Here is a 21702-nt window from a genome sequence, read left to right on the forward strand (position 1 = left end):
TCAGGCGGTTCCCAGCGCCGAACGCAGGCGTTCCTGCACTGCGCCCAGGCGGACATGGCTGATCGCCGACAGCGAATCTTCGCCGTTCGCGATCCGCTCCAGCAGGTTCACGCATTCGTCCGAATGCTGGATCAGATAGTCGAACGACTGCAGCTGCTCGAGATAGGACGTGCAGAAATACTCGTCACCGACCAGCACTTCCGCCAGTCCCTCCAGCTTTTCGCGGATCTCGCGGATCTCGCGTGCCATCACGGCGTGGAGCACGGTCGAGAACGGATCGTAGCCGGGGACGGGCTGGGGGGCACCGGAACCGGAAGACAGCGGAAGGCACGACATCAGAACAGCTCCAACTCTCCGCCAGCGGCGGGCAGCGGCGGCGGTGCCACCGGACGTTCGGGCACGCGCTCGGCAACCTTGGTGCAGCGGCTCTTGCCCTCATGGGGCAGGAATTCCACCTTGCGGGCCAGCGTCCCGCCCAGGTCGCAATGCGCGATCGAGATACCTTCGGTCTCCATGAACCGGCGGGCAAAGGCAGCGTTGGACGAGCCGATCCCCCCCAGTCCCGAGATGATGTTGGCGCCACCGTACAGATGCGCCTGCAGCCGTGAGCGCGATGCGCCCTTGGCCATCATGCCGTTGATCAGCAGTTCCATCGCATGCACGCCGTAGCGGGCCATGTCCGAACCCGAGACCTTGTGGTCGGCACCGGGCTCGCCGAGCAGGAAATGGTTCATGCCGCCGACCTTGGCGACGGGGTCGTACAGGCACGCAGCCACGCAGCTTCCCAGCAGCGTCGAGACGACGACGTGCGGTTCGGCGATGACGGCATTTTCGCCCTGGACGATGGATACTCTGCGCATCAGGTGAGCTCACCGAAAACACGTTCGATCTTTTCCTTCAGCGCCGCCGGCGCGAAGGGTTTCACGACGTAATTGTTGACGCCCAGCGCCGCCGCTTTCTGCACGACCTCGCGGTCGGCCGATCCGGTGAGCATGATGAACACCGTCTTGCCGATCACCGGGTCCGCGCGCACCGCCTCCAGGAACTGCAGCCCGTCCATGTCGGGCATGTTGTAGTCGGAGATGATCAGATGCACGCGGTCGCTCTTGACCGAAGAAAGCGCCTCGACCGCACTCGGCTTGTCGCGCACATCCTTGAAGCCAAGATCCTGCAGTGCGCGTCGGATCATGGCGCGCATGCTGGTCTGATCGTCAACGACCATGACCTTGATCTGTGATGCAGCGGGCATTTAGACGCTCCCAACTTTACTCGTTTCGCGACACGCCTTCAGGATTGCCTCCGGCATCGCGGACAAACCGACTTCCTTCTCCACCGCACCGACCTCCTGTGCCGCGCGGGGCATGCCCCACACGACGCAGGTTTCGCGGCTCTGGCCCAGCGTGCGGGCACCGGCCTGGCGCATCGCCAGCAGCCCGTGTGCGCCGTCGCTGCCCATGCCGGTCAGGATCACGCCGACCCCCGATCGACCGAGTTTGGCCACCGAATGGAACAATACATCGACCGACGGGCGGTGGCCGGTTACCGGATCGCCCGGCAGCAGCCGGATGCGGCCGTTGGCCCCGCCTGACAGCTCCATGTGTCGCTCCCCTCCAGGAGCAATATAGACGGTTCCACGCTGCACCTGATCGCCATCGGTCGCTTCCACGACTTTCATGCGGCATTCGGAGTCGAGCCGGCTCGCAAAGCTGCGGGTGAAGGTCGCCGGCATGTGCTGGACGATTAGAACCGGGGGGCAATCCTCGGGCAGGGTCGGCAGCAGCGAGAACAGCGCCTCGACGCCGCCGGTCGACGATCCGATCGCGATGACCTGGCCACCCGCAGAACCGCCGCCGGTGCTGGGCTGGGCGGGCAGGCGCTGCGGCCCGGCGCGGGCCACCGATCTTGCGGCGGCCTTCACCTTGTCGCACAGCAGCTGGGCGTCGCGTTCAATATCTTCCGGCGTGCCGCTCGGCTTGGTGACATAATCGACCGCGCCGAGACGCAGCGCCTCGATCGTGACTTCGGCACCGCGCGCGGTGAGTGTCGAGCACATCACCACCGGCATCGGCCGCAGCCGCATGATCCGTTCGAGGAACGAAAGACCATCCATGCCCGGCATTTCCACGTCGAGCGTCAATACGTCGGGGTTGAGCGTCTTGATCATCTCGCGCGCGGCGAATGGCTCGGGCGCCATGCCGACGACTTCGATTTCGGGATCGGATGCAAGCATCCGCTTCAGCGTCGCGCGCATCGAGGCGCTGTCATCGACGATAAGGGTGCGTACTGGCTTCATCACCGGTTCTCCGGTTTCTGGTAGATGGTGTGGCCGCAGGAGCGCATTTGCGTGGCTGCCGGACCGATCAGTCGTTCCGAATGGCCGATATAGAGGTGGCCCCCCGGTGCGAGCTGTTCGACGAAGCGCTGTTCAAGCTCTTCCTTCGCCGGATCGCCGAAATAAATCATCACGTTGCGGCAGAAGATCACGTCATAGGCTGCCTTGAGCGGCCACGCTTCGAACAGGTTCAGCACGCGCGCCGTGACGAGCTGGCGTGCCTCGTCCGCGATCATGAACCCGCCTTCGGCCGGGCGCATCCAGGTGGAGCGATAGGGTTCGGGAACCCCGGCTGCCGCCTGATCGGCATAAAAGCCGCGCTGCACCGCTTCCACCACCGGCGGCGAAATGTCGGTGGCGAGCAGCCGCACGTCCGCATGGCGCACCCAGCTGGCCGAAGACCGGTCCGGCCCGAGCAGGCACATCGCGATCGTGTAGACTTCCTCCCCGGACGAGCAGCCGGCCGACCAGATGCGGATCGGACCCTGCTTGCGCTTCAGCACCGGCAGCACATGTTCACGAAAATGGTCGAAATGGTGCGGCTCGCGGAAGAAATGCGTGTGGTTGGTGGTCAGTGCGACCACCATCGCATGCCGTTCTTCCGGATCGCTGTGGACCAGATCGACATAGTCGCAGAACCGGGCGAGACCGAACTTGCGCAGCCGCCGCGCGAGCCGCGACTGGACGAGCGTGGTCTTCGCCTCGCTCAGCGCGATGCGTGCATCCTCGTGCATGATCGCGGCGATGGCGAGGAAGTCGCGGTGGGTAAGTTCCGCTGCCGCCTGCGTCGCCGCCGCTCCATTCGCGACGCCGGCGGGCGCCACGGCGGCGCCCCCGGCGGGGCTCATGCCGCGAGATCCAGATGTTTGGTCAGGCTCAGCGCATCCAGGTCGAGCAGCAGCACCATCGATCCCTTTTCGTCGCGCGTGCCGTCCTTGGCGCGCGTGGCGATGCGGACGAGCCCGGCGATCACGCTGGTTTCCAGCGTTTCCACTTCCGGCGCGGGCTGGATTTCACCGGCGTTGATGCCGACGATGTCATTGACTTCATCGACCAGGAAGCCGGCCTGCTTGCCCATGATGTTGACCACCAGGATGCACGAGCGGGCATGCAGCACGCTCGGTTCCCAGCCCAGGCGCTCGGCCAGGCCGACGACCGGGATCACGTTGCCGCGCAGGTTGGTGACGCCCTTGATGAAGCTGGGCACGTTCGGCAGCGGGGTCGGCTCGTCCCATTCGCGGATTTCGATGAGCGCGCTCATGTCGATCCCGAAAATCTGCTTTGCGAGCGAGAAAGTGACGATCTTGCGGTCACCCGCGGTTTCTACAGTACTCATGCGGCCAGTCCTTTCGGGGTGTAGCGGGAGGGTGAAGAAACGAGCGCGTCGATGTCGAGGATCAGCGCGATCGAGCCATCGCCAAGGATGGTCGCGCCGCCCAGCCCGCGGATCGGGTGCAGGTTCTGGTCGAGGCTCTTGATCACCACTTCGCGGCGATCATCGATGGTATCGACCACCAGCCCGACCTTGCCCGAGGTTTCGCTCTCGACGATCACCACCAGCGAGTCTTCGATTGCGCGATCGTCGTTCAGGCCGAAGATTTCGGTCGCACGCTTCACGGGCAGATATTCGCCGCGCATGTCGATTACTTCGGTGTCCGGCGAGGTACGCTTCACCTGGCCCGGCTCGGGCTGGATCGTCTCCAGCACATGAGTCAGCGGCAGCACGAAGCGCTGGCCGGCAAGCCGCACGATCATGCCGTCGAGGATCGCCAGCGTCAGCGGCAGGATCATGGTGAAGGTGGTGCCTTCGCCAGGAACCGAGTGGATCTCGACGCGGCCGCCCAGGGCTTCCACATTCGAGCGAACCACGTCCATGCCCACACCGCGGCCGGAGATGTTCGAGATCTTCTCGGCAGTCGAGAAGCCCGGCGCGCAGATCAGCTGGTCGATTTCCTCGTTGGTGAGCTGGGCATCCGGATGGATGATACCCTTTTCCACTGCCTTGGCGCGTACCCGCTCGCGGTTGATGCCGCGGCCGTCGTCCTGCACGCGCACCAGGATGCGCGCACCCTTCTGCTCGGCGGAAAGACGGATCGTACCTTCGGGCGACTTGCCGGCGGCAATGCGTTCCTCGGTGCTTTCCAGGCCATGGTCGGCAGCGTTGCGGATCATGTGCGTCAGCGGATCGCCGATCTTTTCGATCACGCCCTTGTCGACTTCGGTCGTCTCACCGCTGGTCTCCAGCAGGATCTGCTTGCCTGTCTCGACCGAGAGGTCGCGCAACATGCGCGGCACGCGGCTGAAGGCCTGCCGGATCGGCTGGGCACGCAGCGACATGACATTGTCCTGGATCTGCCGGGTGAGCCGCGCCAGTTCCGGCAACTCCACGCGCTGGCGATCGGCCGGCGAAAGCCGGTCGGCCAGAATGGAGTTGCGGATCACCAGCTCGCCGACCAGGTTGAGCAGCAGGTCCAGCTTGCCCAGATCGACACGGATCGTCTGTGCTGCTTCGCCACCTGGCTTGGCAGCGGGGACATTGCCGTCAGCGGGCTTGGGCGCCGCCGGGGCAGGGTCTGCCGCCGGTGTCGGGAAGGGGGCGACATTGGCTGCAGGCGCCGGTGCGGCGGGGGCCGCAGGTGTTTCGATGGCGAAGTCTTCGACCAGCGCCGTCACCGGCACGAAGGGGATTTCGTCCTCTTCGGCAGCGGGAGCGGGCGCCGCTGCTGCCTTTTCCTCGTTGCGCGTGACTTCGATCACCGAATCCGGTGCCACGAAGTCGAAGCAGTCATTGATGTCGCCCTGGGCAACTTCGCCCGGCATGCTCAGCACCCAGGTGAAATAGCTGTCCTCGGGATCGAGGTCGCGCAGCGCCGGCAGGTCCGCCCTTTCGACGGCCTCGACCACGGCGCCAAGACCTTCGAGCTCGCGGATGGTCAGCAGCGGCTCACCGGCATTCGCCAGCGCGGCGCGCGACGGCTTGAACCGGATGGTCCAGCTGCTTGCTGCGGGCGCGGCGGCCACGGGCTCGGCGACGGCTTCGACTTCGTCGAGCGACACCAGCACGGGGCGGAAGCCGAACTCGTCCTCTTCCTCGGCCGCGACCGGGGTAGCGGGGGCAGCCGGAGTGGCGGGAGCAGGCGCGGCCGCAGCGGGCGCCGCGTCGCCATCAGGCACGCCCTTGTTGGCGAGCACCTGTTCGAGCAGGTCGAGCGCGGCCTGGTCGTTCGGGCGCGGACAATTGCCTTTCGCGGCCTCGACATGGTCGGACAGCACGTCGAACGAGCTGAGCATGACGCGGATCACGCCCGGGGTGGGCACGATCTTACCGGCGCGCACTTCGTCGAGCACATTCTCGAACTTGTGCGCGAAGGCGGTCAGGTCCGAATGGCCGAATGCGCCCGCGCCGCCCTTGATCGAGTGGATCGCTCGGAACACGCCGGCGATGGTCTCGGCGGAAAGGTCGCCCGCTTGCATTGCGGAGAGACCTTCCTCAGCGGTCGTTAGGCCCTCGGCGCATTCTTCGAAGAAGATCGCCTGGATATCGTCGAAATCGTCGCTCACGGGCAGACGCGGCGGATCGCCGCCCCCAGTTTGACGGCTTCGAACGGCTTGGTGATCCAGCCGGTCGCGCCGGCTTCACGCGCACGCGCCTTTTTCTCGTCCGAAAATTCGGTCGAAAGCACCAGGATCGGCGTGCCCTTGAATTCGGGCACGGCGCGCACCGCTTCGATCAGCTCGAAACCGTCCATCTTCGGCATGTTGATGTCGGTGATGAGCAGGTCGGGTTTCACTTCGTGCATGCGCTCCAGCCCGTGCTGCCCGTCATTGGCGCTTTCGATGCGAAAGCCCTGCGAGGTCAGCGACGTCTTCAGGAGCATGCGCATGCTCGCGGAATCATCGACGGTAAGGATGAGCTTGGTCACTGAACGTCTCCGGTTTCGATCCCGATCGCGGCCGCAAGACGACAACTGGTCACGCGATGGGTGAAGGCAGTGCTGGGGGTGAGGATGGAAAAGGGCTTGCCGGCATGTTCGGCCTCGACGCGTGCAGCCACGAGCAGCTGCAGCACGGCCTGACCGACGCTCTCGACTTGCGAGGCATCGATTTCGATCGGATCATCGCCTTCGAGCGCCTGGACGAGCCGCGTGTGCAGCTCCGTCGCAGTGACGGTGGTGCCATGGGCGGGCAGCAAAAGCACGCCGTCCATTTCGGCCTCAGGCAGTGGCAGGGGTGAGTCCATTCTTCGCCTCGTCGAGAGCAGTTTCGAGTTGCTGGAAGGTCGGCGCGAACGCAGACGGCGTCATGCGGCGTGCGATCTCGATGGCTACCTGCACCGGCTGGTTCTGGGCGTAGGCAACAATCGCGGTCTTCACGATGCTGAAGGGCTGGGAATCGGCGTCGATCGTTTCCAGCAGCTTGGATGCGAGCGGCCCCACCACGCAGTAGGAGAGGAGCACGCCCAGAAAGGTGCCGACCAGCGCGCCGCCGATCATGGCACCCAGAATTTCGGTAGGCTGATCGATCGAGCCCATGGTCTTGATGACGCCCAGCACGGCGGCGACGATGCCGATGGCGGGAAGGCCGTCGGCCATCAGCTGCAGCGAATGCTGCGGATGCGCCTCTTCGTGGTGGTGCTTCTCGATATCGGCTTCCATTGCCGATTCCAGCTGATGCGGATCCTCGAAATTCACCGTCATCATCCGCAGATAGTCGCAGATGAACTCGATCAGGTGATGGTCCTTGAGCAGCCGGGGATAGGGCTGGAACAGCGTGCTTTCCTCCGGCTTGTCGAGATGCGGCTCGATGCCGGTGGCGCCGCCCTTCTTGAAGGTGGACAGCAGCGTGAACATCAGCGTCAGCAGGTCGGTATAGTCGCTGGCTTTCCAGCGCCCCCCCTTGAACGCGCGCATCAGCCCGCCGCCGGCCTTCTTCACCGTGGCCATCGAGTTGCCGACGATAAAGGCACCCACGGCTGCGCCGCCGATCGCCATCAGTTCGTGCGGCAGCGCTTCGGCAATGATGCCGAACTTGCCGCCCGACATGATGAAGCTGCCGAACACGCATCCAAGAATGATGATGAATCCAACGGCGTTCAGCATGACGGGCTCAAAGTCTTTCCCTGGGTCTTTCCAGAATTATAGGATGGTTTCGGAACCGGAGTGCGGTTCTGGGAAACTGCTTAGGCGGCGACGCGGTCGCGCTCGCGATCCTGCCACTCGATCACCGCCAGATAATTGCGCAGCCGGTTGAGCTCGAGCGTGCTGAGCAGCGCATTATTGTGCCAGGGAACGACGATATCGGCGACGCGACTGGCCCAGGGCGCGTTCGCGTCGAACAGCACGCCCATGCCGAACACCGCCGGCACATGTGCATAGGCCAGCTTGTCGCCTGCCTCGCGGCGCTGGTCGAGGAAATCCTCCACCGCGGTCAGAACGCCGTTTCTGGGGCCGCCCTCGTGCAGCGCGAAGGCGAAATGGCCCGCACCGCGAAAGCCGTGGCCGGGCGGCAGCATCCCCGGATTGCCCAGCGTGATGCCGGCATCGAAGCTGTGCGGATGGCGATGTTCCGCCGGAATCCGGTCCGGCGCATAATACATGTCGCGGCGGCCCGTGGGCCAGCTGACGTCGTGCAGAAAGGCGAGCAGCGGCCGCCCGTCCCGCACCGCCAGCGCGTGTGCCATCTGCAACTCGTTGAATACGGTGTAGTAATTATGGTCCCCGTCGATCACCCAGGCGTCGATGCCGCCCAGCGTCGGGATCGCTTCCAGGCTGGGCAGGGGGATGTGGCGCACCTCCGGCGTGTGCGCCGCCCAGTCGAGAAATTCCTGCTTCGGCGCAGGATCGATGCTGGTCAGCGATCCGCCGGTCACGCGCGCATAGGCCGCCAGATGCTGGCTGGTGCCGCCAAATTCGGCACCGACCTCGGCAATCGAACGGACTTCCGCTGCCTGCAGCGTGGCGAGAATGATGTCCCAGAATTCGGTCATCGAATGGATCAGCAAATTGGTCACGCTTTGACTCCCGGCGCATGGACAAGCTGCTGCGCGGGCGTCGGCGCGGCGGGCTGGCGAGCGGCGATGGGGCGGAACACCAGCGCGAGCATCATCGGCCGGTCGTCGACGCGCTTGGGCGGCGGCACCATCATGAAGGAAAATTCGTTCTCGCAGTGGAACAGGTGCGGGGCGATCTGCGCCATGCCTTCCAGCGTGGGCAGCGCCTCGCGCTCGTCCTTGCCCGGCCGCTGCTGCTCGCTCAGGAAATTCTCGACCGGCATGAAGATGGCGCTTTCCACCTGCACCCAGTCGAACAGCTGGCCGAACTGGACGCCGATCGAGAAGCGGCAATCGCCGATCGGGATCGGTGCCAGATAATAGCCGTCATGCGTCGGCGTCGCGGTCACGGTGCCGGTCGACACATTGGTGCCATCGGCGACGATCAGCGGCAGCGGGATAGAGCTGTCGACGAAATCGGCATATTTGAGCGGCAGGCCGAAACGCTTGTGCGACAGTAGCGACAATTTCAGCGCCAGCCCCTCGCCGTGCAGCTCGGCGGGCAGATACATCCGCTCCGAGCCCTTCATGTAGAACAGCCCGCGCTGGCGCAGCCCGCGTTTTGCGATCGCGGGATCGAACAGCGCGACGGTGTCGTCCACGCCCAGATTGATGTCGTGTTCGAAGTCCGACACCACGGCCAGTTCGTTCGGCAGCGGCAGGTACATCAGCCGGCCCATGACCGACGCGGCCATACGCCGCCACAAGGGCAGTTCATCGACCGTGCCGCCGCGCACGCGCACAGCGGCCTGTTCGTGCTCGAAGCGGACGCAGCCTTGCTGGATGCGGTCGCGGACCTCGCTCTGGCGCGCCTTGATGCTGTTGCCCTTGCGGATCGGCGAGCCGTCGGCCTTGTAGTCGACGGTCGAGCCCTGTGCTGCGGTACAGACCTGCTCGAACACCGCGACATTGGCGCACATCGCCTCCAGCGTGTGTGCGTCATACTCCTCGCCGTCGATCAGCCCCTTCTTGTCGAAGCCGCTGCGGAACTGTTCGCGCAGCAACAGGTAGCGGCCGGCGACATGAACGTTCAGCCGGGTGCTGAGCAGCGTGTCGACATCGTTCTGGACCGATCCGTTATAGCCCAGGTCGACGAGCATCAGCGTATCGCCCGGCGCCGGCTGCACCATGGTGCGGACATGGTTGACCAGCCGATCGGCGAAGCCCTTGCTCTTCTGGATAATCTGGCGGAGCCGCTGCGGCTTGTGGATCGCGCGCAGGAACGCGGCGCCGCGGCCCTTTTCCTTCGGCACATCCTTCAGCACCAGCGCCGCTTCGTTGGGCGGCAACAGGAGCTGGCGTGTCACTGCGCGGAGATCGCTGAACAGTTCGAACTGCAGGTAGCGATCGATCGCCGCCTCGCTGGTCAGCGACGATGCGGTGGCGGTGAAGCGGCTGATCTCCACCGGGTGGCCGGGGGCAGGGTGGCCGCTCGCCTGATGGACCAGCATCGGCAACTGGCCGTCGCGCATCATGAACAGCCAGTGGACCGTGCCGCCGCGCTCTGCCTGCAGCGCGGCCGCTTCGGCCTGCAGCCAGCGTTCGAAGGCATGCAGGATCGGGCCGAGAACCGAAAAGCCAAACGCTTCGGCATCGTCGGTGATGGCAGGCTCGACTGCGGCCAGCGCGGCGCGGTGCGGCTGTTGCGCGGCGATGATGCCCGGCGTGCGCGGGTGCAGGATCGCGCTGGTCGAGGATTCCAGACGCAGCCGCTGCTCGGTCGCTTCGCTGAACTGCTTCAGATGCAGCGTCTGCACGCCGAACGGCTTTACGCCGGTCACGTCGGCATGCGGATTGTCGCCTATGTGCAGGATCTGGAAGGGCTGGGCGTCCACTTCCTTCAGCACATATTCGTACAGGCCTTCGCCCTTCGACCGGCCATAGACGGAGGAACAGAACAGCCGGTCGATCAGCGCGGCGACATCGTCGCCGGCCGCACGCGCGATCAGGGTACGCAGCTGGGCTTCGTTCAGATAGGTATCGGACACGATGATGACGCCCAGGCCGCGTCGCTTCGCCTCGCGCATCAGGTCGATGGTGGGCACGAAGCCGAAGCAATGGCGCGCCTCCGCATCCAGCTCGGCCTGAATGGCCGCTTCGACGACGGCATCGTCGCCGTGCGGGAACAGTTGGCGATAGATTTCGCCGATCGACACCTCGTTCTGCCGGCTCCGTACGGCCTTGGCAGTGCGGGCGCGCTGCTCGGCCCATTGCCGCTGCGGACAGGTGATGCCCGGCAGCGCATCGAAAATGTCGCGCGGGGCGTGCGTGTCGCGCCACAGCAGCGTGTCGAAACAGTCGAGCGAGAGCAGCTTGAGCGGACCGCGCCCATCGAGCGCGGAAGGCATCGCCTGCGGAAGGATGAAATCGGCCAATGCTTTTGTCCCTGGAATGCGCCCGCATCGTGGGACGCATGAATCTTATAGGATGGGCGCAACCCAGGGCGGCAAAATCTTCCTAGAATGGTGGAAGAGCCAAAGGAGCCAGAATGACCATCAATGCCTATCAGGCGGCCCGAAGCCGGGCCGAAACGCCGCGGCAGGCGGAATTGCGGCTGATGCGTGAAATCACGGGCGAGATGATCGCCGCGCACGAAGCGGGCCTGAAAGGCGCGCTGCTGATGCCGGCGCTCTATCGCAATCGCGAAATGTGGTCTGCCTTCGTCACCGATTGCGGTGCGCAGGGCAACGGCCTGCCGATCGAACTGCGGGCGAAGATCATTTCGCTCGGCCTTTGGGTCGACCGCTTCACCAGCGACGTCGTTGCCGGGCGCGAGCCGATCACCGACCTGATCCAGGTGAACCGCACGATCATGGAAGGCCTGGGCATCTCCGATCGCGCCGCGCCTGCGGACACTGCCGCGGCAGCCTGATCTTTTCCTCCCCAATGCCGTAAAGGGGCGCTCCGCGATGGCGGGGCGCCCCTTTTCTGTGGCCTCGGCTCGGCCTGGGGGCGCCTGTCATGCCGAAGCCGCCGGCTGCCATAGACGAGACCAACAAAAAGGGCGCGCGCCGGGAATGCCGGCACGCGCCCGATAGGATACGCTCGGTCGTCAGAAAGAGGCCCAGTCTCCATCGGCGACGCTGGCCGTTGCGACGGGCAGCGGGCGGACCGGCGAGACATAGCCGCTGGCGGCCGGCTTGGCGGGCTTCGCCGACCTGGAGGGCGCGGGGCGCGTTGCCGGGCGGGAGGAACCGGCGTCCTGGATCGAAAAGCGGGTCGCCTTTTCCTCTAGCTGGGCGACCTCGTTGGTCAGATTGCGCGCGGCGGCCGATGTTTCCTCGACCATTGCCGCATTTTGCTGGGTCGACTGGTCCATGGTGCCGATCGTCTGCGAAATCTCGCTGATAGCGCTCGACTGGGCCTTGTTGTCGCCGGCAATGGCGCCCAGCAGCTGGTGCACCTCGCCAACATCGGTGGCAATATTCGCCAAGGCGGCATCCACCTTTTCCACCATGTCGACGGCGGCGACGATGTCGCTCTGCGTCGCGGTCAACTGGTCGCGGGCACGACCGGCCTCTTCCTCGGCGCGCATCGCCAGCGCGGAGACGAGGTCGGCCACCACCGCAAAGCCGCGGCCTGCCTCGCCGGCGCGACCGGCTTCGACGGCGGCGTTCATCGCCAGAACCCGGGTCTGGAACGCAATCTTGTCCAGGCCTTCGATCACGCCGTCGATACCCTTGGCGCTTTCGGCAACGCGCGTCATGGCCTGCATGGCGTCATCGGCAATCGCGCGACCGCCCGACACGGTCTGGATCGCACCGTCGGCGCGCTCCACGGTGCGGCCGGCGGCGGCCGCGGTTGCCTTCAGCCGCTGATCCATCTGCGTGGCAGCAGCGGCGGTCTGCTCCAGCGCGGCCGCGTTCGCTTCCGTCCGGCGGGCCAGATCCTCCGACGCTGCGGCAATCTCGCCGGAGCCGGTGCGGATCGCGCCGGTCGATTCGATGACTGCCCCGATCAGTTCGCGCAGGCTGGCCAGCGCATTGTTCAGATTGTTCTTGAGTTCGGCATAAGCGGGCGGGAAATCCGCCTGGACATCGGCCATCAGGTCGCCGCGCGATACGCGGGTCAGGCTTTCGCTGAGGGCCGAAGTCACGGCGCGCTGCTCGGCTGCCTGATGCGCATCGGCCTCGGCACGCTGGGCGGCCGCGAGGCGGAATTGCTCCACGGCATTGGCGATTTCGCCCAGTTCATCCTCGCGGTCGCGGCTCGGCACCATAGCGGTCCCGCCCTGCGCCAGCAGCTTGGTCGTATCCGCGAGCTGCGCCATCGGCCGCGCAACGGTGCGGTCGATCGCCAGCCACACGCCGACCAGACCGCCCACCGTAAGGATCGACAGTGCGATCGTCATCATCAGCGCAGTCCAGGCGCTGTCCATGCCGGCCGCATTGGCTGCCTGCGAGGTTTCGCGCGACAGTTTCAGCAGCTTTTCGGTCTGTTCGATGGCGTCGTGCGAACGCTCCTTGCCTTCGCCCTTGATCAGGGCGAGCCCTGCCTTCTTGTCGGTATCCGATGCCGCGAAGATGCGATCATTGGTCTGCTGCAGTCCGCTGGCGATGGCCGACAGCTTTGCGGTTTCACCGGCAAAGGCCGGCGGGGCGACCTTGGCGAAACCGGCAATGTCATCGCGCAGCGACACAGCCGCCTTGTCGATCCGCTCCCGCAGCTTGGCGGCATCCTTCGGATCGGTGGCATTGTAATAGCTGTAAACGATGATCCGCATTTCCTTGATGTCGCTGATCACGTCGGCGAGCTTCGACATGCCGGCAACGCTGCTTTCGACATGCTGGCGCGCGATGCCGCCCAGCGCGACATTGGACGCATAGCCGTTGATCGCCTGGGCAATCACCAGCACCGAGAGAAAACCGAACGAGATTAGAAGCTTCTTGGCGAGGCGCAGGTTATTCAAAATGGCGGACATTCGCAGTTCCATTTAATGCGCGGCCGTTTCAATTCCTGGAGCCGCGGGATTACGCTGTGTGCCGTCATTATAGAGTGAAACTTGTCCCGCATTCACGTGGTAAGACTTTGTTTCCGAAGTCGTTCGCCGGCGGTTGCGCAGTATTAATACGCATTAAAGTCCCGCAGCGGCGGGTTGGCCTCCATTCGCCTCTATAAATCGAACATTCGCCTCCCCTTCGGAGTAGCTCATGTTCGAATTTGTGCAGCGCCGCCCTGTCGCGCTGGTTTTGCCTGCTCTGCTAACCGCCGCGGTTCCGGCTGCTGCGCAGGATGTTCCGAAGGTCCATCTGGAGGCCAGCACCCGTGCCCGGGTCGAGGTGATCGACGGTCAGTTCCGGCCCGGCATCGAACCCAGCACGACCTTCGTTTCCTTCCGCACGACGGCAGGCGCGAAGATAGACATTGGCGATTTCCGGCTTGCCGGCGAGATCATCGATGCCCGCGGCTATGGGGAGGGCGATCACTCGTCGGTCAAGGCGACCGAAGTGAATGCGCTGGAGCCGGTCCAGGCCTATGCCGCCTATACGCTGCACGGCGTGGCCGGTCGCGGCGATGCGCTGACCGTTACCGGCGGGCGGTTCACGATGAATCTCGGGTCGAGCCGCCTTGTCGCGCGGACCGACTTTCCGAACACGGCGCAGAGCTATCTGGGCGTGATGACCGAGTATCGGACCCGCGCCAAGGCACAGCTCACGCTGTTCTGGACGCGCCCGTTCCAGGCGCTGCCGAGCGATCTGGCCGCGATTGAGGACAATCGCGTCGAGCTGGACCGCGCGGGTGGCAACACGACCTTCTGGGGCGTGCACGGCGCCACACCCAGCCTGATGCCGAAGATCAGCCTGGACGGCTATTTCTACCGCCTGACCGAGGAAGATCGCGGCGGCCGGCTGACGCGCAACCGGCGGATCAGCACCTTTGGCGTGCGGTTGCGCCAGGCACCGGCCAAGGCGCAGTTCGACTTCGAAATAGAAGCCGCATTGCAACGGGGCACGGCGCGGGCGACGTCGGCGATGAGCGATGTTCGCGATCTGCCGGTGCATGCCGGGTTCGTGCATGCCGAAGCCGGATGGACCCTGGCTGGAGGGTGGACGCCGCGCATTTCGGCGCTGTTCGATTATGCCTCGGGCACGTCGTCGGGCAGCAATTACGATCGGTTCGATTCGCTGTTCGGCGCGCGGCGTGCCGATTGTGGCCCGGTCGCGCTGTTCGGCCCGATCGGCCTGGCCAATCTTGTCTCGCCGGGCATCCGCATCGAAGCGAAGCCGTCGAAGCGGTTCGATGTGATGGGCGCAGTACGCGATCTCTGGCTTGCAGAAGCCGGCGACAGCTTCGCCTCCACCGGCGTCCGCGACAAGACCGGCGCCTCGGGCCGGCACGCCGGCGTGCAATTCGAACTGCGCGCCCGTCGCTGGCTGCTGCCGGAAAAGTGGCGGCTGGAGCTGGGCGCGGCCTATCTCGCCAAGGGTCAGTTTCTCCATCACGCGCCGGGCAGCCCGCAGGATGGCGACACGCGCTATGTCCATTTGGACACGAGCTGGAAATTCTGAGGCAGTTTCACCGGGAAAATCTGGTTGTCCACGTAGGTACAAACCCCGGCTGGTTACGTGCACGTCAACGCTATAGCTGAGAGCAATCAACAGAACAGTCGGGACTCCTTGTGGACGCGCACGAACTGCTCATGATCCTCGTGGTCGGCGAAAGTGGCTTGCGCAGCATGCTGTCCGCTCGACTGGCGCTGGCGGGTCTGGATGTCATCACGGCCAAGCATTTCGACGATCCGCGATTGCTACGAATGGGTAGTGCCCCGCGGGTGCTGGTCACGGACCAGGGAGCAACGGCGGACTATCCGGGCGGCGTCGAAACGCTTTCCCGGGATCCGCAATGGGCGCATGTTGTCGAAATCGGCGGCGATGTGCTCGTGGAGGATGATCGGCTGGTCCGCATCCCCCGTTCGGAACCCGCTGCCACCATTACCGCGCTGGCGCGGCAATGGGGCGGCGAACGGCGAGCCTTATTTGGGGAAGAGGCCGGCGGCGAAGGCGATCCGCAACGCTTCTGACAGGCTGCGCACTTCCAGCTTCTCCATCAGGTTCGCACGATAAATTTCTACCGTACGCGGGCTGATGTCGAGTTCATAGGCGATGATCTTGTTCGATCGCCCTTCGATCAGCCCCTTCAGCACATCGGTCTCGCGTGGCGACAGCTTGCTGATCTTGGCTTCGGCCTGCGACGTGCGGGCGGCGGCCTCGCTGTCTTCCTCCAGCCGCGAAAAGGCCTGGTCGATCACCTTCATCAGGAATTCGGCCTCATAGGGCTTTTCGATGAAGTCGAGTGCGCCCGCCTTCATCGCCTGCACTGCCAGCCCGACATTGCCCTGGCCGGTCAGCACGATAGGTACGAATTTCGGCGAGCGATTGAGCGTGTCGAGCACGTCGAGCCCGCTCGATCCGGGCATATGGAAATCGAGCAGGACGACGCCGTCATCCAGCTCGTGCCGCTGTTCGAGAAAGGCGTCGCCGGAGCGATAGCCGCGCACCACCAGATCCGGCCGCACCGAAAGCAGACTGTGGAGAGAGGCGCGGACGGCATCATCGTCATCGACGATGTAAATGGTACGGGTCATGCTTCTTCACCTTCTTCCATTGCAGGGAGAGTGAAGCGGAAAGACGCTCCCCCCGAAGGGTTGTTTTCTGCGGTCAAGGTGCCGCCATGCGCTTCGATGATACGCTTGCTGATCGAAAGGCCAATGCCCATTCCGCCCCCTCCGCTTTTCGTAGTCGTAAACCGCGTGAACAGACTTTCAATAATATGAGCAGGTATTCCCGGTCCAGAGTCTGTAACGATAATCGCAATCATCTGGTCTGGCAGGGGTTCTGACGTAATGCTGATCTGGCGATCTTCGCGTCCGCTGAGTTTCATTGCCTGTATGGCATTGCGGAGTAGGTTAACAAGTACCTGCTGGACCTGAATTCGGTCGGCCAGAATAAAGGGCGCTGCCGGATCCAGCTGCACATTGATGCGCAGATTGAAATGGCCGGTGCCGACCAGCACCAGATCGACGGCATCGCGCACGGTGCGCTCGACCGATTCGACCCGCATTTCCACTTCGCCGCGGGCAACGAAACTGCGCAGGCGGCGGATGATCTCGCCGGCGCGCTGGGTCTGTTCCGATCCCAGTCGAAGCAGGTCGGTCACGCGCTCACCGGATTCCCCGCGTTCCAGCAACATGCGGGCAGCGGCCAGGAAATTGGCCGTGGCGCTTAGCGGCTGGTTCAGTTCGTGCGCCAGATCGGCGGCCATCTCGCTCATCGCGCTCTGGCGGGAAACATGCGCGATTTCGGCGCTCAGGTCGCTCAGTCGCTGTTCGGTGGCGACGCGGTCGGAAAGATCGCGGGCAAACATCGTCAGCAGCACAAAGCCGTCGCTGCGTGCGGCGCCGATCCGCACCTCAACCGGAAAGCGCTTGCCGGTGGCGGATTCTGCGTTGCCCACAAGCACCCGCCCCACCAGGCCTTCGCCCGTTTCGATGAAATGGCGCAGCATGGCGCCGTTCTCTTCGCGGTCCTCCTGCGGTGACAATATCGCAGAATCCTGGCCGACGACTTCCTCGGCCCGGTATCCCCATAATGCTTCGGCAGCAGCGCTGAACTGCAGGATCGTGCCGTTGCCGTTGATCACGATCATCGCGTCCGGAACGGTTTCCAGCACCGTGCGCAACTGGGCCTCGCGGCGGCGCAGGGCTGCTTCGCGCTCCTCCCGCTCGGTAATGTCGAGGATCGCGCCGACAACGCGCACCATGTTGCCATCGCTGTCGTAAAAGGCGCGGGCGGAGCCTTCGACCGCGCGGGTGCTGCCGTCCGCGGCAATGATGCGGTACCGAAACGCGAATCGGTCGGCCCGCTCCGCAACCGTATTGGCCACGGTTTCGCTAACCGCCTGCTGGTCTTCCACCGGCACGCGGGTTCGCCAGGCGTCCAGGGTCGCCAACGCGCCTTGTTTCAGGCCCATGCGCTGCTCGGTGCCCGGCGACCAATCGATCCTGCCGCTGCCTATATCCCATTCGAAGATGCCGAGTTCATGCGCAGCGGTCGCTTCGGCGAGCCGTTCCTCGCTTGCCCGCAGCGCGCGCAGCGCCGAGACGCGCTCGCTGATGTCGGTGATGCTGTGGACGACCACGGGTTTCCGGCTGCTGCTGGTGACATGCATCAGCCGTTCGATGACGTGGATAGCGCGACCCCCGCGGGCCTGGGCGACCAGTTCCAGCGCCCCGTCCGCATCGGGCATGGCATAGGTGCCGCGCCAGTCGGGGCAATAGGCTCTCAGCAGGCCATAGACATTCTCGCCCAGCGCTTCCTGTTCGCTCCAGCCGAACAATTGCTGGCAGCCGAGCGACCAGTGCAGGATCTTGCCATCGGGGGCGGTGAGCACCACGGTGGCGCCGTCGAGCGCCTGGCTCATTTCCGCGCGCGCTGCCTGCTCGTTGCCGACGCGCGTCACCGCCCAGTACGCAACAATGCCGACCGTCAGGATGTTGAACAATATCAGCAAAACCTGGCCCTGACCCGGTACGAGCTTTCCGCTATGCACCACCGTCAGTTCAAAGAGTGCAGGCAGGGCAGGGACCACGATTGCCGCAGCAATCATCACGCTGGCGACGCTGGACCCGGAACGGGGCGCGCGATGGGGTTCGCTGGCGACGAAGGGGCGTTGCATCAGCAGCACGGCGGCGGCGAGCAAAATGCCGATAGCGGTGGACGGCAGCGAAATGTGCAGGATGATCGGGGTCGGACCGGGGGGGCGGGCGAGCAGCAGCACCAGCGCGGCCGAGCAGCCCAGCGCCAGCGGCACGGCCGCGATCAGGCTGCCGATGTCGCGCAGCGCCCGTATCCGACTGACCGGGGCATAGGCGGCCAAGGGCAAGACCAGGAAGTTGATGGCGGCGTTTACCCCCGGGCGGCCGGGGAAGTCATAGGGATAGGTTGCAAGAAGATCGTTGAACAGCAGCCGGTCCATGCCGGGCGCGATACCCGCCGCTACTTCGACAAGCGCCACGATCGCGAGCGTTACCGGCACCGCCCAGAGCGCGAAGGCAAGCCGTTCGCGACCGGACCAGTTCGCCAGCATGCCCGTGGCAAGGAAGACATAGCCGATCGCAGTCAGCGGCCAGACCGGATAGGGCGCGATGCCGAAGCTGCGCAGTGCGGGGATGTCGAGCACCCAGCCTGCCAGCGCGACAAGCCCGCATAGCAGGCCGATCACGACAAGCAGCCGCGCCATCCCGGCAATATTGTGCGATGAGTGCCCGCTCATCGCATCGGAAGGTTCGTACACACGCAATCCACCTGCCCCTGCACAGGTCGAAGCCGAGGCCGCGGCCACAAGCTTGGTTAGCATCTGCGATATCGATGTAAAAGGCCAGAGACTACCGTAGTTTTACCAGCCGTTCTGGTTGTTCCGGATTCCCGGCAGCCCATGCGACTGCTTGCCAAAGCAATGACTTCCCGCGATCACTTGCGCAACATGGGGTTTCCGGGGAAGGAGTCGCGCTTGAAACGAACGGTGGCAATGGTTGCCGTGTGCCTCGCATTGGTGGGGTGTGCAGGCGAAAATGGCGGCAAGGCGCAGACTGCCTCGAAAGGGTCCACCGCCAAGGGGCCGGGGGCGGGCAAGGGCTATAATCACGATCCCTATCCCTCCACCTATCGCCCCTATCCGGGCGTGCCGACGCTGCTCACCAATGTGACCGTGCTCGATGGCGAGGGCGGACGGATCGACAAGGGCGCGGTGCTGTTCCGCGACGGCAAGATCGTCGCTATCGGCCAGAACCTTGCCGCCGAGCCCGGCGTGACGGTGATCGACGGGCAGGGCAAATATGTCACCCCTGGCGTGATCGACATCCACAGCCATCTGGGCGACTATCCTTCGCCGGGCGTGGAGGCCAATTCGGACGGCAACGAGGCGACTTCGCCGGTCACGCCCGATGTCTGGGCCGAACATAGCGTTTGGCCGCAAGACCCTGGCTTCGGCCGCGCGCTGGCCAATGGCGGCGTCACCACGCTGCAGATCCTGCCGGGATCGGCCAATCTGTTCGGCGGCCGCTCGGTCGTGATCAAGAACGTCTATGCCCGCACCGTGCAGGGGATGAAGTTCCCCGGCGCGCCCTATGGCCTCAAGATGGCGTGTGGCGAAAATCCCAAGCGCGTCTATGGCGGCCGCGGCGGCAAGCCTTCGACCCGGATGGGCAATATCGCCGTCGATCGCGAAACCTGGGCCCGCGCGGTCGAGTATAAGCGCCGCTGGGACAAATATGAGAAGGAAGGCGGCGATCCGCCCGGCCGCGACATCGCGATGGACACGCTGCGCGGTGTGCTCGAAGGCGAAATTCTGGTGCAGAACCACTGCTACCGCGCCGATGAAATGGCCATCGTGATGGATATGGCCAAGGAGTTCGGCTACCACGTCTCTGCATTTCACCACGCGGTGGAAGCCTACAAGATCGCCGATCTGCTGAAGGCCAACCAGACCTGCGCCGCTGTCTGGGCCGACTGGTATGGCTTCAAGATGGAAGCCTATGACGCGGTGCCCGAAAATCTCGCGCTGCTGGAAAAGGCTGGCGCGTGCGGGATGATCCATTCCGATGACGAGAACGGCATCCAGCGGCTGAACCAGGAAGTCGCCAAGGCGCGTGCCGCGGGCCTGCGTTCTGGCATCGACATATCGGAGGCGACGGCCTGGAAATGGCTGTCGATCAACCCGGCAAAGGCGCTGGGCATCGCCGACAAGACCGGCAGCCTGAAGCCCGGCAAGATGGCGGATGTGGTGCTGTGGAACGGCAATCCGTTCAGCGTCTATACGCGGCCGGAAATGGTGTGGGTCGACGGGGCGCTGCTCTATGATGCCAAGGACCCCAAGCGCCGCCCGGTTTCCGATTTCGAGCTCGGCCAGCCGGGCGAGGGGGATGTGAAGTGATGAAGACCCTGCTTCTCGCTGCCGCGGCCTGCGCGGCGCTTGCAACCCCTGCGATGGCGCAGGACGTGGCGATTACCAATGCGAAGCTGGTGATCGGCGACGGCTCGGCCCCGGTCGAGGGTGGTACGGTAGTAGTGCGTGGCGGCAAGGTGGTCGCCGCCGGTCGCGGCGTCGCGGTGCCTGCGGGCCTGCCCGTGGTCGATGCCGGCGGGCGCTATGTCACGCCGGGAATCTTCGCCGGTTTCACCCGGCTGGGGATTGTCGAAGTCGATGGCGTCTCCCAGACCAATGACGCTTCGGCCGGCGGATCGCCGTTCAACGCCGCGCTCGACGTGGCGCCGTCGGTCAACCCGCGGACCAGCACGCTCGCGATCAACCGGTTCGAGGGCATCACCCGCGCCGTCGTCGCGCCCGAAGTCAGCAAGGGCTCGGTCTTTGCGGGGCAGGGCGCGGTGATCGATCTGGGCACCGACATGAACGGGGTCGCGCGGCCGCGCGCCTTCCAGTTCATGGAATATGGCGAAAATGGCGGTCAGGCCGCAGGCGGCAGTCGGTCGGCCGCCCATGCGCTGATCCGCAACGCCTTTGCCGAGGTCCGGGACTATATCCGCAACCCGGCCAGCTTCGCCGGGCGCGGCAAGGACGCGCTGCTCACCCGCGCCGATGCCGAGGCGCTGGCGCCGGTGGTGCAGGGCAAGGTGCCGCTGCTCGTTCATGTCGAGCGCGCGTCGGACATTCTGGTGCTGCTTCAGCTCAAGCGCGAGACGCCGGGGCTGAAGCTGGTGCTGGTCGGCGCGACCGAAGGCTGGACGGTGGCGAAGGACATCGCCGCCGCCGGGGTGCCGGTGATCGCCACCGCGCTCAACGATCTGCCCGCCTCGTTCGAGCAGCTCGCCGCCACCCAGTCGAATGTCGGCCGGATGCAGGCTGCGGGGGTTACGGTGGCGATCGGCACGATCAACCAGGACGATGCGCGTCAGGCGCGCTGGGAAAAGCAGTTCGCCGGCAATCTGGTCGCGCTCACCCGCGTACCGGGGGCGACCGGGCTCGACTGGAATGCGGCGTTTGCGGCGATCAGCGCGAAGCCGGCCGAAGTGCTGGGGATGGGCGATGCCTTTGGATCGCTGCGGCCGGGTCGCGCCGGCGACGTGGTAATCTGGGACGGCGATCCGCTGGAGGTCGGCACCGTGGCGGTGAAGCTGTTCATCGACGGCGTCGAACAGCCGCTGACCAGCCGCCAGTCGCGCCTGCGCGATCGCTATGCGCAGCCCGAGGAAGGGGCGCTGCCCAAGGCGTATCAGCGCTGAGCGGGCTTCGATACGGAACCTTCACGATGGCGCGGATTTGGGCGCCATGATGGGACGAACCCGGCGCGGCGGTGCCGCGCGGG

The 21702-nt window shown here is 65.0% G+C and carries 20 protein-coding genes; 5 read left to right on the forward strand and 15 right to left on the reverse strand.

The window, feature by feature from the left end:
- The 12 genes from ACT53K_RS12290 to ACT53K_RS12345 all read right to left on the reverse strand — a co-directional run bounded on the left by ACT53K_RS12290 (position 1) and on the right by ACT53K_RS12345 (position 10756).
- The gene (locus ACT53K_RS12290) at positions 1-336 is read right to left on the reverse strand and encodes a hypothetical protein (protein WP_476228945.1); all 336 of its coding nucleotides are present in this window, start codon (positions 334-336) and stop codon (positions 1-3) included.
- Positions 336-860: a chemotaxis protein CheD gene (locus ACT53K_RS12295; protein WP_476228946.1), complete on the reverse strand. Its 525-nt coding sequence runs from the start codon at positions 858-860 to the stop codon at positions 336-338. Before ACT53K_RS12295 ends, ACT53K_RS12290 begins: the two co-directional genes overlap by 1 nt.
- Entirely contained in the window at positions 860-1249 is a 390-nt protein-coding gene (locus ACT53K_RS12300; protein WP_476228947.1) for a response regulator, read from the reverse strand. The genes ACT53K_RS12295 and ACT53K_RS12300 overlap by 1 nt, the downstream gene beginning before the upstream one ends.
- Positions 1250-2293 (reverse strand): protein-glutamate methylesterase/protein-glutamine glutaminase, encoded by a 1044-nt coding sequence (locus ACT53K_RS12305; RefSeq protein ID WP_476228948.1) that lies wholly within the window; start codon positions 2291-2293, stop codon positions 1250-1252.
- A complete protein-coding gene (locus tag ACT53K_RS12310) occupies positions 2293-3180 on the reverse strand; it encodes a CheR family methyltransferase (protein ID WP_476228949.1) in 888 nt (295 codons plus the stop codon). The genes ACT53K_RS12305 and ACT53K_RS12310 overlap by 1 nt, the downstream gene beginning before the upstream one ends.
- Positions 3177-3668 (reverse strand): chemotaxis protein CheW, encoded by a 492-nt coding sequence (locus ACT53K_RS12315; protein ID WP_476228950.1) that lies wholly within the window; start codon positions 3666-3668, stop codon positions 3177-3179. Before ACT53K_RS12315 ends, ACT53K_RS12310 begins: the two co-directional genes overlap by 4 nt.
- A complete protein-coding gene (locus ACT53K_RS12320; protein ID WP_476228951.1) occupies positions 3665-5893 on the reverse strand; it encodes a chemotaxis protein CheA in 2229 nt (742 codons plus the stop codon). The genes ACT53K_RS12315 and ACT53K_RS12320 overlap by 4 nt, the downstream gene beginning before the upstream one ends.
- A complete protein-coding gene (locus tag ACT53K_RS12325) occupies positions 5890-6255 on the reverse strand; it encodes a response regulator (RefSeq protein WP_476228952.1) in 366 nt (121 codons plus the stop codon). The genes ACT53K_RS12320 and ACT53K_RS12325 overlap by 4 nt, the downstream gene beginning before the upstream one ends.
- Positions 6252-6572, reverse strand: a complete 321-nt coding sequence (locus tag ACT53K_RS12330) for an STAS domain-containing protein (protein WP_476228953.1) — start codon at positions 6570-6572, stop codon at positions 6252-6254. The genes ACT53K_RS12325 and ACT53K_RS12330 overlap by 4 nt, the downstream gene beginning before the upstream one ends.
- Positions 6547-7431, reverse strand: a complete 885-nt coding sequence (gene motA / locus ACT53K_RS12335) for a flagellar motor stator protein MotA (RefSeq protein WP_476228954.1) — start codon at positions 7429-7431, stop codon at positions 6547-6549. Before motA ends, ACT53K_RS12330 begins: the two co-directional genes overlap by 26 nt.
- An 80-nt stretch (positions 7432-7511) precedes the next feature.
- Positions 7512-8342: a class I SAM-dependent methyltransferase gene (locus tag ACT53K_RS12340; protein WP_476228955.1), complete on the reverse strand. Its 831-nt coding sequence runs from the start codon at positions 8340-8342 to the stop codon at positions 7512-7514.
- Positions 8339-10756: an HAD family hydrolase gene (locus tag ACT53K_RS12345; RefSeq protein WP_476228956.1), complete on the reverse strand. Its 2418-nt coding sequence runs from the start codon at positions 10754-10756 to the stop codon at positions 8339-8341. Before ACT53K_RS12345 ends, ACT53K_RS12340 begins: the two co-directional genes overlap by 4 nt.
- 113 nt (positions 10757-10869) lie before the next feature.
- Between ACT53K_RS12345 and flaF the strand changes: the two genes are divergently transcribed.
- On the forward strand, positions 10870-11253 hold the full coding sequence (flaF, locus tag ACT53K_RS12350) for a flagellar biosynthesis regulator FlaF (RefSeq protein WP_476228957.1): 384 nt from the start codon (positions 10870-10872) through the stop codon (positions 11251-11253).
- 180 nt (positions 11254-11433) lie between these two features.
- Here the strand turns inward: flaF and ACT53K_RS12355 are convergent, their stop codons facing one another.
- The gene (locus tag ACT53K_RS12355) at positions 11434-13302 is read right to left on the reverse strand and encodes a methyl-accepting chemotaxis protein (protein WP_476228958.1); all 1869 of its coding nucleotides are present in this window, start codon (positions 13300-13302) and stop codon (positions 11434-11436) included.
- Between the two features lie 229 nt (positions 13303-13531).
- Between ACT53K_RS12355 and ACT53K_RS12360 the strand changes: the two genes are divergently transcribed.
- Both ACT53K_RS12360 and ACT53K_RS12365 read left to right on the forward strand, forming a co-directional pair.
- On the forward strand, positions 13532-14890 hold the full coding sequence (locus ACT53K_RS12360; RefSeq protein WP_476228959.1) for an alginate export family protein: 1359 nt from the start codon (positions 13532-13534) through the stop codon (positions 14888-14890).
- A 131-nt stretch (positions 14891-15021) separates the two neighbouring features.
- Positions 15022-15402 (forward strand): hypothetical protein, encoded by a 381-nt coding sequence (locus tag ACT53K_RS12365; RefSeq protein WP_476228960.1) that lies wholly within the window; start codon positions 15022-15024, stop codon positions 15400-15402.
- Here ACT53K_RS12365 and ACT53K_RS12370 read toward each other — a convergent pair.
- Both ACT53K_RS12370 and ACT53K_RS12375 read right to left on the reverse strand, forming a co-directional pair.
- The gene (locus tag ACT53K_RS12370; protein ID WP_476228961.1) at positions 15355-15966 is read right to left on the reverse strand and encodes a response regulator transcription factor; all 612 of its coding nucleotides are present in this window, start codon (positions 15964-15966) and stop codon (positions 15355-15357) included. The two genes, ACT53K_RS12365 and ACT53K_RS12370, sit on opposite strands and share 48 nt — an antisense overlap.
- Positions 15963-18674, reverse strand: a complete 2712-nt coding sequence (locus ACT53K_RS12375) for a PAS domain S-box protein (protein ID WP_476228962.1) — start codon at positions 18672-18674, stop codon at positions 15963-15965. The genes ACT53K_RS12370 and ACT53K_RS12375 overlap by 4 nt, the downstream gene beginning before the upstream one ends.
- A gap of 234 nt (positions 18675-18908) precedes the next feature.
- Between ACT53K_RS12375 and ACT53K_RS12380 the strand changes: the two genes are divergently transcribed.
- Together ACT53K_RS12380 and ACT53K_RS12385 are read left to right on the forward strand one after the other, a co-directional pair.
- Positions 18909-20312, forward strand: a complete 1404-nt coding sequence (locus ACT53K_RS12380) for an amidohydrolase (RefSeq protein ID WP_476229054.1) — start codon at positions 18909-18911, stop codon at positions 20310-20312.
- Positions 20312-21619: an amidohydrolase family protein gene (locus ACT53K_RS12385; protein WP_476228963.1), complete on the forward strand. Its 1308-nt coding sequence runs from the start codon at positions 20312-20314 to the stop codon at positions 21617-21619. Before ACT53K_RS12380 ends, ACT53K_RS12385 begins: the two co-directional genes overlap by 1 nt.
- The last annotated feature ends 83 nt before the right edge of the window (positions 21620-21702 follow it).

The sequence above is a fragment of the Sphingomonas sp. DMC8 genome, assembly GCF_056314185.1.

What these genes read in the sequence shown, in the direction of transcription:
- ACT53K_RS12370 (WP_476228961.1), bottom strand. Translation starts at nt 15,966, where the DNA reads ATGACCCGTACCATTTACATCGTCGATGACGATGATGCCGTCCGCGCC.
- ACT53K_RS12365 (WP_476228960.1), top strand. Translation starts at nt 15,022, where the DNA reads ATGATCCTCGTGGTCGGCGAAAGTGGCTTGCGCAGCATGCTGTCCGCT.
- ACT53K_RS12295 (WP_476228946.1), bottom strand. Translation starts at nt 860, where the DNA reads ATGCGCAGAGTATCCATCGTCCAGGGCGAAAATGCCGTCATCGCCGAA.
- ACT53K_RS12315 (WP_476228950.1), bottom strand. Translation starts at nt 3,668, where the DNA reads ATGAGTACTGTAGAAACCGCGGGTGACCGCAAGATCGTCACTTTCTCG.
- ACT53K_RS12300 (WP_476228947.1), bottom strand. Translation starts at nt 1,249, where the DNA reads ATGCCCGCTGCATCACAGATCAAGGTCATGGTCGTTGACGATCAGACC.
- ACT53K_RS12385 (WP_476228963.1), top strand. Translation starts at nt 20,312, where the DNA reads ATGAAGACCCTGCTTCTCGCTGCCGCGGCCTGCGCGGCGCTTGCAACC.
- ACT53K_RS12290 (WP_476228945.1), bottom strand. Translation starts at nt 336, where the DNA reads ATGTCGTGCCTTCCGCTGTCTTCCGGTTCCGGTGCCCCCCAGCCCGTC.
- flaF (WP_476228957.1), top strand. Translation starts at nt 10,870, where the DNA reads ATGACCATCAATGCCTATCAGGCGGCCCGAAGCCGGGCCGAAACGCCG.
- ACT53K_RS12355 (WP_476228958.1), bottom strand. Translation starts at nt 13,302, where the DNA reads ATGTCCGCCATTTTGAATAACCTGCGCCTCGCCAAGAAGCTTCTAATC.
- ACT53K_RS12380 (WP_476229054.1), top strand. Translation starts at nt 18,909, where the DNA reads ATGGTTGCCGTGTGCCTCGCATTGGTGGGGTGTGCAGGCGAAAATGGC.
- ACT53K_RS12330 (WP_476228953.1), bottom strand. Translation starts at nt 6,572, where the DNA reads ATGGACTCACCCCTGCCACTGCCTGAGGCCGAAATGGACGGCGTGCTT.
- ACT53K_RS12310 (WP_476228949.1), bottom strand. Translation starts at nt 3,180, where the DNA reads ATGAGCCCCGCCGGGGGCGCCGCCGTGGCGCCCGCCGGCGTCGCGAAT.
- motA (WP_476228954.1), bottom strand. Translation starts at nt 7,431, where the DNA reads ATGCTGAACGCCGTTGGATTCATCATCATTCTTGGATGCGTGTTCGGC.
- ACT53K_RS12305 (WP_476228948.1), bottom strand. Translation starts at nt 2,293, where the DNA reads ATGAAGCCAGTACGCACCCTTATCGTCGATGACAGCGCCTCGATGCGC.
- ACT53K_RS12360 (WP_476228959.1), top strand. Translation starts at nt 13,532, where the DNA reads ATGTTCGAATTTGTGCAGCGCCGCCCTGTCGCGCTGGTTTTGCCTGCT.